Source organism: Terriglobia bacterium (assembly GCA_020072845.1).
Taxonomy (GTDB): domain Bacteria; phylum Acidobacteriota; class Terriglobia; order Terriglobales; family Acidobacteriaceae; genus JAIQGF01.
Map to the genome: position 1 here is coordinate 164045 of JAIQGF010000001.1, position 17146 is coordinate 181190.

A 17146-nucleotide genomic window follows, 5' to 3' on the forward strand; every position below is an offset into this window, starting at 1 on the left:
CGATAATTACCTTCGTAACCACCCTATCGCGCAGCTCGCGGCCTTGGGGCCGCTCGCTCAAGATGACGGTACCCTGCCGTCACTTGGTCTTGGCCACGTACACGCCGTCCCAGCCCGCCGCCGGGGGTTCCTTGTAGTAGTCGTAAGCCCTCTTCAGGAACGTCTCCGTCGGTCCGTCATCGGGATAGTTGCCCAGCAATGCTTCGAACTTCTGCACCGCCTCATCCCACGCCATGCGGTAGAACGCGTCCTGCGCGTCGTGCCAGCGCGTCAGCAGGTCGCGGTGTTTTTCGGCATTCTTGCCGAAGTCCATCAGCTCGTAGATCTTCACCGGCTTCAGCTTGCCCTTTACCCGGATCCGATCCAGATCGCGGCAAACGTAGTGGTCTTTCACCTGCGCATAGGTGAACTCGCTGATGATGCGCGCCGTGTGGTACTCCTTGTTCTGCCCTTCCAGGCGCGAAGCCAGGTTCACCGGGTCGCCCATCACCGTCCATGCGAACCGCCGGCTCGACCCCATGTTGCCCACGTTCACCGTCCCGGTGTTGATCCCGATACCGATGGACAGCGGCTTCTTCCCTTCCACTTCCCACTTCAGGTTCAGCTCTTCCAGCCGCTTGCTCATGTCGAGCGCGGCATGGCAGGCGCGCACCGAGTGGTCGTCCTGCGGAAACGGCGACCCCCAGAACGCCATCAGCGCGTCACCGATGTACTTGTCCAACGTGCCCCAGCGGGTGAACAGGATGTCGGTCATCTCGCCCAGGTACTCGTTCAGCAGCGTCACCAGCGCATCCGGCGTCAGGCCTTCGGAAATGGTGGTGAAGGAGCGGATATCGCTGAACATGATGGTCAGCTCCTTCGACTCCCCGCCCGTCTTGAAATATTTCTTGGGGTCCTGCTCGATCAGATGGATGACGCCCGGCGAGACGTAGCTGCTCAACATCTTCCGCACCTTCCGCTTTTCGCGTTCTTCAAACACCATGCGGAAGCTGGTGATGGCGCCGTAGTTCACCACCAGCGCGCCGGCGGGAATCACGAAATACAGCCACATCCCGTAGTGGGTAAAGGCGAAATACGTGATGCCGTAAAAGGCGACCAGGGCGGCGATCACGGAAAAGGTCGAGTACAGCGGCTGCAGGCGCGCGAACAGGTACCCCATCCCGACGCCGAAGAGGAGGATGAAAACGATGTCGATACTTTCTTCGTAAATCCCCCGCTTCAGGAATCCGCGCCCGGGAATGTCGTTGTTCAGCAGGTTGTCGAGCACATTGGCGTGCAGCTCGACTCCCATGTAGTCGGTGGTCTGGAACGGCATGGGACGCAAGTCGCCGATGCCCAGCGCGGTCGCTCCCAGGATCACGATCTTGCCCTTGAACCTCGGCGGTGGCACCGTGCCGTCCATCACGTCGGCCATGGAGTAGTGCGGATAGGTCTTGAACGGGCCGGCAAAGTTGATCAGAAAGCTGCCATCCGGCTGGGTGAAAAAAGAGTGTGGCCCCACTTCCATCCGCTCCAGCCCGTTCGACCCCATGTAGGCCACTTCGCTTTGGTCCTTGATGTTCTCGTAGACCTTGAGCATCTCAATGGGCAGCGACGGAAACCATTCGCGATCTTGGTACCGGATCAGGGCGGGGGCGCGCCGGTAAATGCCGTCGCGTTCCGGGCCGTAGTTGAAGAACCCGTACGACCGCGCCGCCTCCGCCAGGATGCGGATGTTGGACTCGATCCCGTAGCCCACGCCGCCTTCATGACCGGCCACCGGATCGAACCACGCCTTGCCCAGGTCGAAGTTCCCGGTCAGCTTTTGCATCTGCGGAAACGGGTGCCCCCAAAGCACGTTGTAGTAATCCTCCGACGCCTTGGCATCAATTTGCTTGGCGCGATCCTCGCCCAGGAAGATGTGTCCGAGCACCACGTTGCCGGCGCGCTTCATCGAGTCCGCCAGAATCGCGTCGTTATCGCTGGTGCGCTCGATCTCGCGGATCTTCTCCAGCACCGCCGGCGACACCGAGCCGCTCACCTGGCTCTCCAGTTCCTTCAGCTTCTCGACCGCCGAGTTCTTCTCCGGCGTGGGGAAGTCAAAGTCGAATCCGATGACCCGCGCCCCGCCTGCCGTCAGTTGGTCCACCGCCTTGGCGTAGTAATTGCGCGCGATGGGGTAGGACCCCACCTTTTGCAGCGTCTTTTCGTCCAGCCCAATGATGACGATCCGGTCGTCAATGCAATCGCGGCTGGCCGCCTGTCCCGTGCAACTGTGCCGCGGCCCGCGCGTCTTGTAGCGCGCATCCAGCGAACGCAGCTCCATGGTGTCCAGGAACCCGAACAACGCCCGCGTCTGCGCCGTAATCGCCACCAGCACATACACCACCATCGCCAGCAGCGTCACCGCCGCGGCAATGCCCATGTCCACCCGCTTGGCCGGCACCCTTCCGACCAGGTCGGCAAACTTCCCCCACGTCTCGCCAATCTTTTTCAGGACCGAATTCATCTGCCGTGCTTCCCGAACTTGTAGACGAAGGTCACGCCCGCAATCCGCTCGTCGAAGTTCAGCGGATTGGGCGCACCGCCCGGCGGAATGCCGACGTAATCGGTTCCACTCGGCGCGCCGAAGTAGAAGTTGCTGTTGCGCTCGAAGGAGAAGATCAGCACTTTGTTTTCGTCGTTCAGCAGCTTGTACGTCAGCGCCACGCGATACGACGGACGGCTGTAGCCGCTGGCGCCATTCACCACTTGCTGGCTTGGGGTCAGGCCGGCGGGACAGGCGGGCGGCGTCCCGACCTTCTGCACTTGACCGGGAAGGCAAACGTCGATGAAAGCCGGGACGGTGATGGTCGCCGAGGTGTCACGGAATTGCGCCTCCAGGATGAACCACTTCGGCGCTTCTACCAGCAGGCTCGCCGTGCCCAGGCGGTTGCTGTCGTAGTCCAGGAACAGCAACTGGAGCGGATTGACGTAGGTGGTTGGCGTCGTCGGCATCAGGAAAGTGTCCCAATCCAGCCGGTGGCTCTGGCGCTCCAGTTCGTAGCGGAAGTTGGGACTCACGTGCCAGCCGCCGAAGTCGTAAATGCCGCGCAGCGACATGTAGACCCGGTTGGTATTGTTGGTATTGTCGGTCGCGCCCGCCTTCATCAAGTCGATCGACTGCCGGCGCTCGTAGCCCAAGGTCAGGAATGTGGTGTGGATCGGCAGCGTCAACTCGGCGTAGGGCTGGCGCAAAATGCGGTCAATGCAAACCTGGCCTTTGCCGTCGCTGTGGGAAACGCAATTGGCGGTCAGCGTGGGCAGCCCGGTGGTGGCGTCCAGCGGCAGGGTCGCCGCCGATCCGTCAATGATCCGGTGGCGGTAGCCCACCTCCAGCGAGGCGCGCCGGTAGAACGACAGGTCATGGAATATGAGCCGCGCTTCCGGCCCCAGGATCGTCGTTTCATACGGCAACTGCTGTTTCAGGTTGTTGTTGTTGCGCCGCATCGTGCCGTCCATGGTCAGCCACGGCAGCAGGTCGTACGACACGCGGAACAGGAAATCCTGCAAGTCTGCGATCTGGCGCGCGTTGATGGAGGCGAAATTCGGCTGGTAGCGCACGTAGGACGAGCGGAAGTTGAATTTGTGCCAGCGATAGGTCGCGTCCAGCCGTGCGCCCCAGTCGCCCTGCACGCCTTCGCCCGCGGTCGGAACGCGCGAATCGCAAGGCGTCGGGTTGATCGCCGGGTTGGTCGGCGCCAGAGTCGAGTCGCCACCGCAAGGCGTCGCCCGCGTATCGAAATTGGTCGCCGAGTACGCGAACTCGCCGTCCATCCGCAAGCGGCCGAGCTGGTACTTGAAGTCGATGGATCCGACCTTGTTGCCGGCGGGCAGCGGCGACGGAAACGGCTGCGGAGTATTGGGCGCCAGCGGCGCCCGTGTGTCCCCCAGGTCGTTGCTCGAGGCCCAGTTGAAACCGACCACGGAGTCGCGCGCGAACGCATACTCCAGCCGCGCCCCGCTCACCGCCGCGGTGAATGGCCGGCCGCACAGCGGATCGTTCAACGGCACGAAATTGTTCGGCGTGGGGTTATAGACCGTCGGTTGGCACCCCGACACCAGCCGGATCGGGTTTCCCCCGGCATCCAGCACCGGATTGCCGTTCGCATCCAGCAGGAATGGCGTTCTCAGGCCGGTTAGGGGATTAATCGCATACCCCTGCAAATCGAGCCGCTGGTCCTTGAACAGCGACCCCCAGCGGTCGACGAACACGCCGCCGGTGGCCGACAGCTTCCATTTTTTCGCCAGCTTCCACGACGCGCTCGCGCCCTTGATGTTCTGGTTAAAGGTCAACCGCGAGTAATTCACCAGCGCGTCGCCGAAGATGTACTCGTCGCGCGGCCCGTAGATCCGCAGGTAGCCCTTCTGAGCGCTGTTGCGCTCCGGGTCAATGCTGGAATCGTCGGTCCCGCGGTACATGGTCAGGAACTGGTACCGGTGTCCGGTGCTGAAAAATTTCTTGTCCAGGAAAAAATTGAATTCGGCCAGGTCGTTCTCGCCTTCGTTGTGGAAGGAGCGCTCCAGTCCCTGCGAGCTGCCGCTGTTGATTTCGCTATGGCGCGTCATCAGCCGCACTTCGCCCAGCTCCTGGTCCTGCTGCCCGGCGCCGGCCGCTCCGATGTCGAAGCTGGACGGCTTGCCCTTCGCCGCTTCGGCCTGCTGCTGCTGTTGTTGTTGCTGGTTCTGCTGGGTCAGCGAGGTGGATTGGGTCGCGTCCTGGATCGGGTTGGCCGGCGCTTGGCCGGCAGTCGGCGCGGGCGCGTTCTGCTGGTTCCCAGTCTGGGCGGAGGAGGTTGGAACGGCGGCCATCACGGCTAGCGCCAGGACGCAACAGGGCAATCGGAACAATCGCATCGGACACCTACGCTCCCACTCCGGACGTAGCAGAGCAGCGTCGCGGAGCGATTGCAAAATTCGTGTTGGGGGGAGGATATCCGACGGAAGTGTCCAGTTTCAGACTACTTCCATCCGGCCAGCCTTTACTTTCTTTAAAAGCGATTAGCTCCCGGATACTACAACAAAACCACTCGAAGTCAATTATTTGTTGCCGGGAAAGTCCCTAATCTGACACCTGAAAATCTCTCGCTTTGGGACTAGGGCAGATGGGTATTTTGGCCCAATTCTCCCCGCCGGCGGGGCGTATAATGCCGGCATTGCACCGATGTGGGCCGGTCACTCTCGACCGGTTTATTGCCGCACACCCTTCAAGTGGCCAAGGAGTCACCCGATCGCCAGATCATCCGATCAGCGAAGCCCTAGCCAGCGGCCCCTTCTTTTCGTACATTAAGTCTTCACTCTCATGCTAAGAACTGCGACCGTCCTCACGCTCTTACTATCTGCCGCCCTGCTCGCCCAGTCGCCTTCCCCGCAAGACCTGCGCACGCCGGAAGAAAAGCACCTGCGCAACCTCCGCCAATTGACCTTCGGCGGCGAAAACGCCGAAGCCTACTTCAATTCCGACGGCTCCAAGCTCATCTTTCAGTCCCGCCGCGGCGACCTGAAATGCGACCAGATCTTCACCATGAACACCGACGGCTCCGACGCCCACATGGTTTCCACCGGCCGCGGCCGCACCACCTGCGCCTACTTCTTCCCCGACGGCAAGCACATCCTCTACTCCTCCACCCACGCCGCCGCGCCCGAATGTCCGCCGCCGCCCGATTGGTCCAAGGGCTACCGCTGGGCCATCTATCCCACTTACGAAATCTACGTCGCCAACCCCGACGGCAGCGCTCCCCACGCCCTCACCCACAACCGGGGCTACAACGCCGAATCCACCATCTCCCCGGATGGACGCAGGATCGCCTTCACTTCCACCCGCAACGGCGACTTGGATATTTACGTGATGAACAGCGACGGCACCCACGTCCGCCAGCTTACCCACGAACTTGGCTACGACGGCGGCCCGTTCTGGTCGCGCGATGGCAAGTGGATCGTCTATCGCGCCTATCACCCGGAAACCAAGGAAGAGATTGCCGATTATCAGGACTTGCTGAAGCAGAACCTGATTCGCCCCACGCGCCTCAACCTCTGGGTCATGCGCGCCGACGGCAGCCAGAAGCGCCAGATCACGCACAACTCCGCCGCCAACTTCGCGCCTTATTTTTTTCCCGACGGCAAGCGCATCATCTTCAGCTCCAACCTGGTGGATGGCGGCGGCATGGGCAACTTCGAGCTTTTCGCCGTCAACGTGGACGGCTCCAACCTGGAGCGCATCACCTACAGTCCCGCCTTCGACGGCTTCCCCATGTTCAGCCCCGACGGCAAGAAGCTCGTCTTCTCCTCCAACCGCAACGCCAGCCGCCCCCACGAAACCAACGTCTTCATCGCCGACTGGGTGGAGTGAGCCGGTGCTTCACATCTGCCTGCAGTTGGCAGATGTGGAACTTTGCGGGAATCAGTGGTGAAAAGAGACTGATAACGCCGGCGGCTGCGCCTACGCGACGTCCTCTCGATCCTCAATGGCGGGCCAAACCTGGAGAACTGAACTCAGCTTCGTCGCCTCCAGCGCCTGCCGGACCCGCATCGAGGGATTGATGATCTCGATTGTGCGATTCCCATCCTCCGCCCATTTTTCCAATGCGGCCAAAACTCCCAATCCACCTGCGTCAATGGACTCAACCCCGCTGAGGTCGATCTGAAGATGGCGTTTGTCTTGCGATTTCGCTGCCCGCAGCAGGTCATCGGCTCCGTCGCCGCGAACGATTCGGCCCGAACAGCGCAATACGGCAAGATGCGGATAGTTCCGGATTTCCAGCGTTATCACTTGGCACTCCCATGCTGTTTGCAGGCTTGCTCATACAGGTGAATACGAATTTTCAGAACGGGTAGTTCGAAATCAGATCGATCTATGTATTAGACGTTTCCGCGGTCCGGAAGTTTTTAAAATTGATTGGGGACGGGTGAAGAATTTGGTACGTCTCCCTGGAGCGCAGGTGCCCCACATCTGCCTGCAGTTGGCAGATGTGGGACCTTGCTCAACGCAATCACTGTTGTGAAACCGGCGCCGGCTCCGCTTTCGGACTCTCCGCCACGGCTGCGGCGGGCTTTTCCGTTGACGGCTGAATTTTCACCGTCCTCAGAATTCCATCCAGGCGGCGCAGCACCTGGTCGGGATTCACTTCCCGGACCAAGCCGCCGTCATTGCTGGTCTTCACTCCCACCTCCAGCTCATAGCAGGTGCCGTTGGTGAAGGTCACATACTGGCGCAGTTTGGCTGCCTGACCGCGGCCGCCGCTGTCGGTCTCCACCCAGCGGAATTCCACTCCGTTGATGGTCTCCGTCTCCAGCTTGGCATCGTTACCAGGATTGAGCACCGACTCGCATTCCTGCTGGTTCAGGTCCTGGTTCAGGCTGAGGGTGAAATACCCGCTTTCGTAGTCGGTGTCGGAATAAAACCCCTTGGGAATTTCGACCCTGGCCAGCGTGAACTGGCCTTCATGACCGTCGGATTTCGGCCGCAGCGAATCGCCACCGTTGGCAACCGCTCGCGCGCTGACAAACGAGTACTGCCACGGGTAGACAAACGAAACTCCGTAATCGCGGCTGCGGTAGACGATCGGCTGCGCTGCCGACGGCTTCGTAGACCTTTTTTTGCTGACCGCCACCGGCGCCGGCTGTTCGACGACGGGTGCGCCGGATTGAAGCACCACCGGGTGCAGGCTTGCGCTCACCGGCATGGACGAAGACGAACTCACAGCCGGCTTCGACCGGGTGGAGCAGGCGACGGTAGTCACAGCAAGAGTGCCGAGCAGGATCGCTGCGCCGATCTTGCCAATGGATGTTGCGAGGTGCGTGTTGGCTTTCATAACGGCCTCCTTGGCCGCTGGTGGGAGTGCAAACCGCGGTCCAGCGCACGCCGCATTGATTGCCGGTGGGTTACGCGTTTCGGCGCACAGGATGATTGTGTTCGCCCTGACACGGTGTGGCCGCAAGTACACGCCACCCGGAGGATCAGGTTCGGTCGGAACGCGTCCCAAACCGATGTGAGCCATCTCACATTTTCGTTTGACATGCTTTGTGCGGGCGGAATACTGTGCTCGCAAGTGGGGTCTTGTTCCGCGGTACTTTTCATTTTTCCCTGACTCGCATTCGTCCTCGATTGGCAACATTTTTCCGGTCTTGATGCGCGGCGCGTGGGGCGCCGGGCAAAGTGGGTGGGGGATAATGCGGCTAAAATCGGCAGTACTCGCGGTATTGGCGCTCAGCGCCGGCGCGATGGCGCAGCTGAGCGCACCGGCAGTTCACGTCTCGCCAAGGATTTCCAACCTGCTGAAGAAAGCGGAACAGGGCGATGCAATCGCGCAATTTACCCTGGCGCGCGACTACCAGGAAGGGCGCGAGGTCGGCCAGGATTACGCCGAAGCGCTGAAATGGTACCAGCGCGCGTCCGACCGCGGCGAGCCGGCGTCGCAATGCAATCTCGGGCGGATGTATGCCGACGGCGCGGGCATCGCGCGCGACGACGCCACCGCCGTCAAGTGGTACATGCGCTCGGCGGTGCAGCAATACCCGCCGGGCATGACCAACCTGGGCTACATGTACGCCACCGGGCGCGGCATCGCGCAGGACTACCAAGCCGCGGTGCGCTGGTACCGCAAAGCGGCGGAGAAGGACTACGCGCCGGCGCAGTCCAACCTTGGCTACATGTACGCGCAGGGCTGGGGCGTGGTGCAGGACGATCGCGAAGCGGTGCGGTGGTACGGGAAAGCGGCGCACCGCGGCTTCGCGCCCGCCCTCGACAACCTCGGGGAAATGAAACTGCACGGCCGCGGTGTGGCGCAAGACGTCGCCGAGGCGATCCGCCTGTTCCAGAAAGCGGCGGCGCTGGGCTCGGCGGGCGCAGCCAACAACCTCGGCTGGTGCTATGAGCACGGCACAGGCGTGGCGCTCAGCCTCGCCGAGGCCGTGAATTGGTACCGCAAAGCGGCGGAGGCAGGTGTGGCCGAGGCGCAGTACAATCTCGCCATCCTTTACCTGGAAGGACGCGGCGTGGCGCAGAGCGACAGCGAAGCGCAGGCATGGTTCGCCCGGGCAGCGCAGCGCGGATACCGCCCGGCGCGCGAGCCTGCTGCCATGGCGGCGAACGGCACTGCGCACTTCGATTCCAACGCCGATATCCAGGCGGATTTCAAGGGGCCTTAAGCCAGACTGGTGCCGCTGGGATCGGGCCGCTGGATGAAGTGGTTGGGCGCGTTCAGCAGCAGGCGATCAACCGCGCCCACCAGCGCCGCTTCCCCGTCTTCCAGTCTCACCATCGCATCCACCACGACGCCAAAGGGCAGGTCGCCCCGGCAGATCAGGGCTGGCGGCGCGCGGCGACTTTCCTGTGCGCGTGAGGATTGCGCTACGGTTTGCGGAAGCGGCGGGCGATGTCGAATTCCGCTTCCAGTTCGCGGCTTCGAAGGTTATCGCGCAGATGCGCCAGGCGCTGCTCCAGGCACAGCAGCGCTTCCTGGATATTGGCGGTGTTGGTCAGCGCAATATCGCGCCACATGCTGTACGGACTTTGCGCCAAGCGGGTCATCTCGCGCAGCGCGCGCCCGCCGATCGCCTCCAGCTCAGGGTCGTTTCCGAATTCATCGCGTAACGTGGCGGCGAGGGCGGTGGAAAGCATCTGCGGCAGGTGGCTGATCCAGGCGCAGATGCGGTCGTGACGCTCCACGTCCATCGCCAGCGCGCGCGCGCCGATGCGCTCGATCCACTGCACGTATTCGCCCAGGCGGCCGCGGCGGATGTCCTGGCCGGGCAGCGGCGTGAACAGCCACACCGCGCCGGTGAAAAGACTGGCGTCAGCCTGCTCGATTCCGCTGTTCTCTTTCCCTGCCATGGGATGACCGGCAAGAAAACGCTCCCCCACGCGATCGCCGAAGATGTCGCGGGCGCGGGCGATGACGTCGGCCTTGGTGCTGCCGACGTCGGTGAACAGCGTGTCGGAAGGCGCCAGCGGGCCGAGACGCTCCAGCAGATCCATGATCGGGCCGACGGGCGTGGCGAGGACGACGACCTCGCTGTTGGCGCAAGCTTGCGCCGGATCGTCGAAGCCGGTGTCAATGACGCCGCGCGCTTTGGCTTCGGCGAGGACCGGCGGGCGATCGCAGCCGATAATGCGCCCGAGGAAACCGTGGTGCTTGAGCGCAAGCGCCAACGAGCCGCCGATCATGCCGGTGCCGACGATGGTGAGCTGGCGCACAAGTGCGATTTAACCACAGAGGACACGGAGTAGGGAGAAGAAAGGCTTCGGGCTTCGGGCTTCAGGCTTTGGGCGACCGAAATTCCAGCCGCAGAGCGGCGGAATTCGTTAGCCCACCGCGGCAGCGGTGGGAAAAGTGGATCAATATCGCGGAGCGCCAGTGGCGCGGCACCGTTCTTGCACATACTCTTCCGTGCTGGACTACCAGCGTACGTGCCTCCGCCGCTCAATCTCGGATACAGTTGGCACACGAGGCGCTGAATTGCAGACGGCGGAAGAGCAACCTGAAAAGCCGCTGATGGTGTTCGATGGGGACTGCGGATTCTGCCGCGCCTGGATCGAGTACTGGAAGGAACTGACCGGAGAGCGCGTGGCGTATGCGCCGTTTCAGGAGGCGGCGGCGCAATTTCCAAACGTGCCCCGCGAGCAGTTCGCCGAGGCAGTACAGATCTTTCTTCCCGACGGCCAGCAGCGCAGTGGAGCGCACGCGGCGCTCACCGCGAGGGCGATTGGAGACAAGACCTGGCTGCTGTCGGCGTACGAGCATGTGCCGGGATTCGCGGCGGTTGCGGAAGCAGCGTACAGGACGATCGCGGCGCATCGCTCCGCCGCGTACACCATCACAAAACTGCTGTGGGGCGCTCCGGTGCGGCGCGTGACGTATGCGCTGGCGACCGAGCTGTTCCTGCGCGCGCTGGGGATCATCTACCTGATCGCGTTCGTTTCGTTCGGCGTGCAGGCTTCGGGGCTGATCGGAAGCAACGGGATTGATCCGGTCGCGGAAACCATCGTCGCGGTGAAACGGTACTACGGCGACGCCGCCTTTCGCGCGCTTCCCAGCGTGTTCTTCCTCAACTCCAGCAACTGGTTTGTGGCCGCGGTGTGGATCGCGGGCGCGGCGCTGGGAATACTGTTGACGCTGGGAGTCGCGCGGCGTGCGGCGTGCCTGGGCGCATTCATCCTGTATCTGTCCATCGTGACGGCAGGGCAGGCGTTCATGAGCTTTCAATGGGACGCGCTGCTGCTGGAGGCGGGCTTCCTGGCGATTTTTCTCGGCTGGTCGAACCTGGCGCCGTGGATGTTCCGCTGGCTGCTGTTCCGGCTGATGTTCATGTCGGGAGTGGTGAAGCTGGCGAGCGGCGACCCAAGCTGGCGCACGCTGACAGCCATGCGTTACCACTACTGGACGCAGCCGCTGCCGACGCCGCTGGCCTGGTACCTGCACCAATTGCCGGCGTGGTTCCAGAGCTGCAGCACGGCCGTGGTGCTGGCGGTCGAACTGGGAGCGCCGTTCCTGATCTGGTTTCCGCGGCGGGTGCGATTGCTGGCGGCCGGCATCCTGATCCTGTTCCAGGTGCTGATCATGCTGACGGGCAATTATGCGTTCTTCAACCTGCTGGCGATCGCGCTGTGCCTGTGGCTGGTGGATGACCAGCGGCTGGGACGGAACACCCCCACCCTGTCGCTCCAAAGCCAGCGACAAGGGTGGGGCAACCGCGCGATTGATGAGTTTGTGGCGCGGGCGCGCAAGCGATGGTTGGAGCGGACGAAAAGCGTGCCGCGGGTGGCGATTGGGACCGGAGTCGCGATCTTGATTTTGTTCGTCAGCATCGGCGAGGTCACCGGGCCGGTCCTGCACTGGAGGCCGCCGGGAGCGGACGCGGCGCTGGGATCGCTGGCGCCGTTTGAAATCGTGAATTCCTACGGCTTGTTCGCGGTGATGACCACGACGCGCATGGAGATCGTGATCGAAGGATCGAGCGACGGCGTGACCTGGCAGGCGTATGAATTCAAGTACAAGCCGGGAGACGCGAAGCGGCGTCCGGCATGGGTGGCGCCGTACCAGCCGCGTCTGGACTGGCAGATGTGGTTCGCGGCGCTGGGGAACTACGAACAGAATCCGTGGCTGCTGCGCTTCATGCTGCGGCTGCTGCAGGGATCGCCGGAGGCGACCCGGTTGTTGGGCTGGAACCCCTTTGCCCAAGCTCCGCCGGTGTACGTGCGGGCGCTGGTGTACGAGTACAGGTTTACCAGTTGGCCGGAGCGCAGTGCGACGGGAGCGTGGTGGAAACGGGAGTACCGAGGGTTGTATCTGCCAGGTCTGACGCGCGAGGATTTTGCGCGGGCGGGGATGCAATAGGCTGCAGGCTTCAGGCGCCAGGCGCAAGGCTGAGGACTTAGATTGTTGTGTCCAAGTCAATGCAGGTGGCCGCCGCAGCCAAATCCCGCGCAAGGCAGTTTTCTTCTTTGGCGGCGCGGTCATCCAATTCGGCGAAGTAATGGGATGTCTCCCTCGCCAGACGTCCGCGGTCATTAAGATCGTCTTTCATCCGTCCTTCTGAATTCTTTCCCAGCGCGTCCCCTGGTCAGGCGATGGTGCGCCCCACCGCGGGGGCGATGATGCGCAACTGGTCCATCAGCTCAGCGAATTGCTTCGGGTAGAGCGACTGAGCACCGTCGGAGAGCGCCTTGTCGGGATTGCTGTGCACCTCGACGATGATGGCGTCGGCGCCGGCGGCGACGGCGGCGCGGGCCATGGGAGCGACTTTGTCGCGGCGTCCGGTGCCGTGCGAGGGATCGCCGCAGATGGGCAGGTGCGAGAGCTTGTGCACGATGGGAATGGCGGAGATGTCCATGGTGTTGCGGGTGTAGGTCTCGAAGGTGCGGATGCCGCGCTCGCAGAGGATGATGTCGTAGTTGCCGCCGGCCATGATGTATTCGGCGGAGAGCAGCATCTCCTCGATGGTGGCGGCGATGCCCCGCTTCATCATCACCGGCTTGCGCACCTTGCCGAGTTCGCGCAGCAGGTTGAAGTTCTGCATGTTGCGCGCTCCCACCTGCAGGATGTCAACGTAGGGGAGCATGAGCGGGATCTGGGAAATTTCCATGACCTCGCTGATGACCAGCAGATGGTATTTTTCGCCCGCTTGCTTGAGCAGCTTGAGGCCCTCTTCGCCCATGCCCTGGAAGGAATACGGGGAAGAGCGCGGCTTGAAAGCGCCGCCGCGCAGCACACGCGCGCCGGCTTGCGAGATCTGCTCGGCGGTGGAGAAGAGCTGCTCGCGCGATTCCACCGAGCACGGGCCGGCCATCACCAGGACCTTGTCGCCGCCGACGGTGAGGCCGTTGGGCAACTTGACCACCGTGCCTTCCGGCCGGAAATGCCTGGCGACAAGCTTGTACGGCGCGCTGATGCGATGCACGAGGTGCACGCCGTCGAGGACTTCGAGATCGCGGGTGTCGAAGTCATTGCGCGCGCCCACCGCGCCGAGCACGGTGTGACGTTCGCCGGTCGAGCGGTGGACGGAGAACCCGAGGCCGACAAGGTGCTCAATGACGTTCTGGATCTGCGGTTCGCTGGCGCCTTCCTGCATAGTCACAATCATATGAAAAGAGCTGTCAGGTATCAGCCTTCAGCTACAACCTCCTGGTCCCGTGATGGTGGCGTGCTGCGTCATCAATCGTTCAGTTCGCCCTCAAGTTCGGTGTCGCCGCCATCGGCCTTGACCTTGGGGACGGATTCTTCTTTCTGAATCTTGCGCATGACGTCAATCAGGCGCTCGTAGATCGTGGTCAGGTCGCGATCGGCGAGCGGGCCGCGATTGGCGCGGTGCACGTTTTCGTGGATCACCTTCTCGCGGTCGGGCTCGTACACCGGCTGGTTGGTGCCGCGCTTCAAACGCCCGATCTCCCGCGCACAGTGGGCGCGCTCATTGAGCAAGTCCACCAGCTTGCGGTCGAGGTCATCGATTTTCTTGCGCCAATCCGCGATGTCCATAAGACAAGCTATCAGCTATCAGCTATCAGCTCTCAGCTAAACACGTATGACTTTGAGTGCGCGACACCGGTCACGGTATCGCGGCAGATCGAGGTTTTCTCGGAGCCGCCGTCGAACCGCCTGATAGCTGAGAGCTGAAAGCTGAGAGCTGCTTTATCAATTCTGCCACAGCTTGGGGCGCGCTGCCCCGGGACGCAGCATTTTCCACCGCCTGCACGATGGCGCTGCCGACGACGGCGGCGTCGGCAAACTGCGCGACTTCTTGAACCTGTTCCGCGGTGGAGATGCCGAAACCCACCGCGATGGGCAACTTGGCGTATCGGCGCAGGCGCTTGACCAGCCGGCGCGCGTCGGTGGCGAGCTCCTGGCGCGTGCCGGTAACGCCGGTGCGCGAGACCGCGTACAGGAAACCGGTGGAAACCTCAGCGATGCTTTTCAGGCGCTGGTCGGTCGAGGTGGGCGCGGCGAGAAAAATTGTCGCCAGTTCGCGGCGGCGCATGTTGGCCAGATAGTCGTGCGCTTCTTCGACGGGAAGATCGGTCACCAGCGCACCGTCAACCCCGGCGGCGGCGGCGGTGGCGCAGAAGCGCTCCAGGCCGAAACGGAGAATCGGGTTCAGGTAAGAAAAGATGATCAGGCCGGCGCCTGGTTTTTGCTCGCGCACTTCGCGGGCAAGCTTCAGCACGTCCCGGAGGGTGGTGCCATTGCGCAGGGCGCGTTCGCAGGCGCGCTGGATCACCGGGCCGTCGGCGACCGGGTCGCTGAAGGGAACGCCGAGCTCGACGACCTCGGCGCCGGCGTCGATCGCCGCGAGAACGATTTCCTTCGTCGTACCAATGTCCGGGTCGCCGCAGGTGATGTAGGCGACCAGGCCGGGGCGAGATTTGAAGCTAATTGCCAATCGATAGGTTCTCCTGCAGGATTCCCATGTCCTTGTCGCCGCGGCCGGAAATGTTGACGATCAGGATGTCGGATTTTTTCATCTTCGGCGCGCGTTTCAGACATTCGGCGACGGCGTGCGCTGACTCGAGCGCCGGGATGATGCCCTCGGTGCGCGACAGCAGCACGCAGGCTTCCAGCGCCTCTTGGTCGCTGGCGGAGACGTATTCAGCGCGGCCGATGTCCTTGAGCCAGCCGTGCTCGGGGCCGACGCCGGGATAGTCGAGACCGGCGGAAACGGAGTGCGTGGCGGCGATCTGGCCGGCGTCGTCCTGCAAAACGTAGGAGAACGTGCCCTGCAACACGCCGGGAGAGCCGCCGTGGAAGCGGGCGGCGTGCTCGCCCAGCTTTTCGCCGCGGCCGCCGGCTTCGACTCCGATCAGGCGCACGCGCTTGTCTTTTTTCTTTATGAACTCATGAAAGATTCCCATCGCATTCGAGCCGCCGCCGACACAGGCGATGATCGCCGAGGGCAATTTGCCGGTGGCGCGGCGAATTTGCGCGCGCGTTTCGCGGCCGATGATGGACTGGAAATCGCGCACCATGGTGGGATAAGGATGCGCGCCGAGCACGCTGCCGAGCAGGTAATGCGTACTGCGGACGTTGGTGACCCAGTCGCGCATGGCTTCGTTGATGGCGTCTTTCAAGGTACGCGAGCCGGAGTCCACGCCGCGCACCTCCGCGCCCAGCAGCCGCATGCGGAAGACGTTGAGTTCCTGGCGGCGCATGTCCTCGGTGCCCATGTAGACGACGCAGTCGAATCCGAACAGCGCGCAGACGGTGGCGGTAGCGACGCCGTGCTGACCGGCCCCGGTTTCGGCGATGACGCGGCGCTTGCCCATGCGTTCGGCAAGCAGCGCCTGGCCGATGCAGTTGTTGATCTTGTGCGCACCGGTGTGGAGCAGGTCTTCGCGCTTCAGGTAAATGCGCGCGCCGCCAAGTTTTTCCGTCAGGCGGCGGGCGAAGAAGAGCGGCGTGGGACGCCCAGCGTACTGCTTGAGGAGGTAAGCGAGGTCGCGCTGAAATTTTTTGTCGCGGCGGGCGCGGTTGTAAGCGGCTTCCAGTTCCTCGAGTGCGGCGACAAGGGTTTCCGGAACGTAGCGTCCGCCGTAGTCGCCGAAGCGTCCGGGGGTGGGTAGCGCGTGTTTGGCTGATGTGGACATGGTGGCTGGCGGTTAGTGGCTGGTGGCCGGTGGTGACGCGGCGTCGCGAACGGCAGAAACAAAAGCGCGAACCTTAGCGTGATCCTTGGCGCCGGGCGAGGCTTCGACGCCGGTGCAGACGTCCACGCCCCAGGGCTGGAGGATGCGCACGGCTTCGGCGACGTTGGCGGGCGAGAGGCCGCCGGCGAGGATGATTCTCGTGCGCTGCGCGATGCCGGGAACAAAGTCGGTGGCACGCTTCCAGTCGAAGGTGACGCCGGTTCCGCCGCGCACGAGTTCCGTGCCCTGGCCCATGCATGCGACGCGGAGCACGGCGGAGTCGAGCAAGATGCCGTCAACCGCATCGGAGGAGGCAAAATCGCGCAGCACGCCTTCCACGCCCGGCATCACGGAGACCGCCTTGAAGACGCGCAGGCGGGCGCGTCCGTCGGCACGGCCGTCACTGCTGCGAAACAGCCGGCGCGCGAAATCCGCACTCTCGTCGCCGTGGAGCTGAATGACAGTGAGGCCGACCTGGCGCGCGACTCGCTCGATGCGCTCCGCGGATTCGTTGGCGAAGACGCCGACCTTGTCCACCGGACGCGGCAGGGCGGCGGCGATCTCCTGCGCGGCTTCGGGCGCAATGCGCCGCGGGCTAGCCGCGAAGACGAAGCCGACGGCATCGGCGCCGGCCTCGACCGCGGCCAAAGCGTCGGCGCGAGTGGTGGTGCCGCAGATTTTGATCCAAGTCATGATTTCAGCGCGCCAAGTCCGGTTTAGTCACGGCGGTAAATCGGTCCGCGAGATCATAAAAAGATCCACCGAACCGCTCCGCCGGCACAGCGACGCGGGCATCAAGCGTGTCGGCGCTATCCTGCTCCACTTCGATGACTCCGATACGACCCATACCCTGTGGTGCGTCTAACATGCTCCTCCCCACCGGAGTCGGTTCTTCATGTGGCCGGCTCACCACGACCAGCCACCGATGGCTTGCGGGCATTGCAAAGAGGCGCTGCAAATGTGTCCGCGTTGCACCCGCCGCACTCTTGAACTCGAATACGTGTACGTCACCCG

Annotated in this window: 14 protein-coding genes; 3 read left to right on the forward strand and 11 right to left on the reverse strand. The window is 63.0% G+C overall.

What is annotated here, in order from left to right; translation table 11 throughout:
- Positions 1-79: 79 nt before the first annotated feature.
- Positions 80-2488 (reverse strand): adenylate/guanylate cyclase domain-containing protein, encoded by a 2409-nt coding sequence (locus LAN70_00755; protein ID MBZ5509677.1) that lies wholly within the window; start codon positions 2486-2488, stop codon positions 80-82.
- The gene (locus tag LAN70_00760; GenBank protein ID MBZ5509678.1) at positions 2485-4830 is read right to left on the reverse strand and encodes a hypothetical protein; all 2346 of its coding nucleotides are present in this window, start codon (positions 4828-4830) and stop codon (positions 2485-2487) included. Before LAN70_00760 ends, LAN70_00755 begins: the two co-directional genes overlap by 4 nt.
- A 490-nt stretch (positions 4831-5320) precedes the next feature.
- On the opposite strand from LAN70_00760, the gene LAN70_00765 reads away from it, so the two are divergent.
- Positions 5321-6367 (forward strand): hypothetical protein, encoded by a 1047-nt coding sequence (locus LAN70_00765; GenBank protein MBZ5509679.1) that lies wholly within the window; start codon positions 5321-5323, stop codon positions 6365-6367.
- 90 nt (positions 6368-6457) lie between these two features.
- On the opposite strand, the gene LAN70_00770 is transcribed toward LAN70_00765, so the two are convergent.
- Together LAN70_00770 and LAN70_00775 are read right to left on the reverse strand one after the other, a co-directional pair.
- Positions 6458-6787 carry an STAS domain-containing protein gene (locus LAN70_00770; protein MBZ5509680.1) on the reverse strand — a complete coding sequence of 110 codons (330 nt, stop codon included), beginning with the start codon at positions 6785-6787 and terminating at the stop codon, positions 6458-6460.
- Between the two features lie 220 nt (positions 6788-7007).
- Positions 7008-7829 carry a hypothetical protein gene (locus LAN70_00775; GenBank protein MBZ5509681.1) on the reverse strand — a complete coding sequence of 274 codons (822 nt, stop codon included), beginning with the start codon at positions 7827-7829 and terminating at the stop codon, positions 7008-7010.
- A 358-nt stretch (positions 7830-8187) separates the two neighbouring features.
- Between LAN70_00775 and LAN70_00780 the strand changes: the two genes are divergently transcribed.
- Positions 8188-9165 (forward strand): SEL1-like repeat protein, encoded by a 978-nt coding sequence (locus tag LAN70_00780; protein ID MBZ5509682.1) that lies wholly within the window; start codon positions 8188-8190, stop codon positions 9163-9165.
- Between the two features lie 202 nt (positions 9166-9367).
- On the opposite strand, the gene LAN70_00785 is transcribed toward LAN70_00780, so the two are convergent.
- Positions 9368-10183, reverse strand: a complete 816-nt coding sequence (locus tag LAN70_00785) for a prephenate dehydrogenase (protein ID MBZ5509683.1) — start codon at positions 10181-10183, stop codon at positions 9368-9370.
- Between the two features lie 292 nt (positions 10184-10475).
- Here LAN70_00785 and LAN70_00790 point away from each other — a divergent pair, with 292 nt between their 5' ends.
- Complete coding sequence (locus LAN70_00790) at positions 10476-12353, forward strand: lipase maturation factor family protein (GenBank protein ID MBZ5509684.1); 1878 nt, start codon at positions 10476-10478, stop codon at positions 12351-12353.
- 37 nt (positions 12354-12390) lie between these two features.
- Here LAN70_00790 and LAN70_00795 read toward each other — a convergent pair whose 3' ends face one another.
- The 6 genes from LAN70_00795 to LAN70_00820 form a co-directional block, all read right to left on the reverse strand.
- The gene (locus tag LAN70_00795; protein ID MBZ5509685.1) at positions 12391-12543 is read right to left on the reverse strand and encodes a hypothetical protein; all 153 of its coding nucleotides are present in this window, start codon (positions 12541-12543) and stop codon (positions 12391-12393) included.
- 36 nt (positions 12544-12579) lie between these two features.
- Positions 12580-13599 carry a 3-deoxy-7-phosphoheptulonate synthase gene (gene aroF, locus LAN70_00800; protein MBZ5509686.1) on the reverse strand — a complete coding sequence of 340 codons (1020 nt, stop codon included), beginning with the start codon at positions 13597-13599 and terminating at the stop codon, positions 12580-12582.
- Between the two features lie 71 nt (positions 13600-13670).
- Positions 13671-13991, reverse strand: a complete 321-nt coding sequence (locus tag LAN70_00805; protein MBZ5509687.1) for a chorismate mutase — start codon at positions 13989-13991, stop codon at positions 13671-13673.
- Between the two features lie 70 nt (positions 13992-14061).
- Complete coding sequence (trpA, locus tag LAN70_00810) at positions 14062-14892, reverse strand: tryptophan synthase subunit alpha (GenBank protein ID MBZ5509688.1); 831 nt, start codon at positions 14890-14892, stop codon at positions 14062-14064.
- Positions 14882-16093 carry a tryptophan synthase subunit beta gene (gene trpB, locus LAN70_00815; protein MBZ5509689.1) on the reverse strand — a complete coding sequence of 404 codons (1212 nt, stop codon included), beginning with the start codon at positions 16091-16093 and terminating at the stop codon, positions 14882-14884. Before trpB ends, trpA begins: the two co-directional genes overlap by 11 nt.
- 12 nt (positions 16094-16105) lie before the next feature.
- The gene (locus LAN70_00820) at positions 16106-16825 is read right to left on the reverse strand and encodes a phosphoribosylanthranilate isomerase (protein MBZ5509690.1); all 720 of its coding nucleotides are present in this window, start codon (positions 16823-16825) and stop codon (positions 16106-16108) included.
- Between the last annotated feature and the right edge of the window lie 321 nt (positions 16826-17146).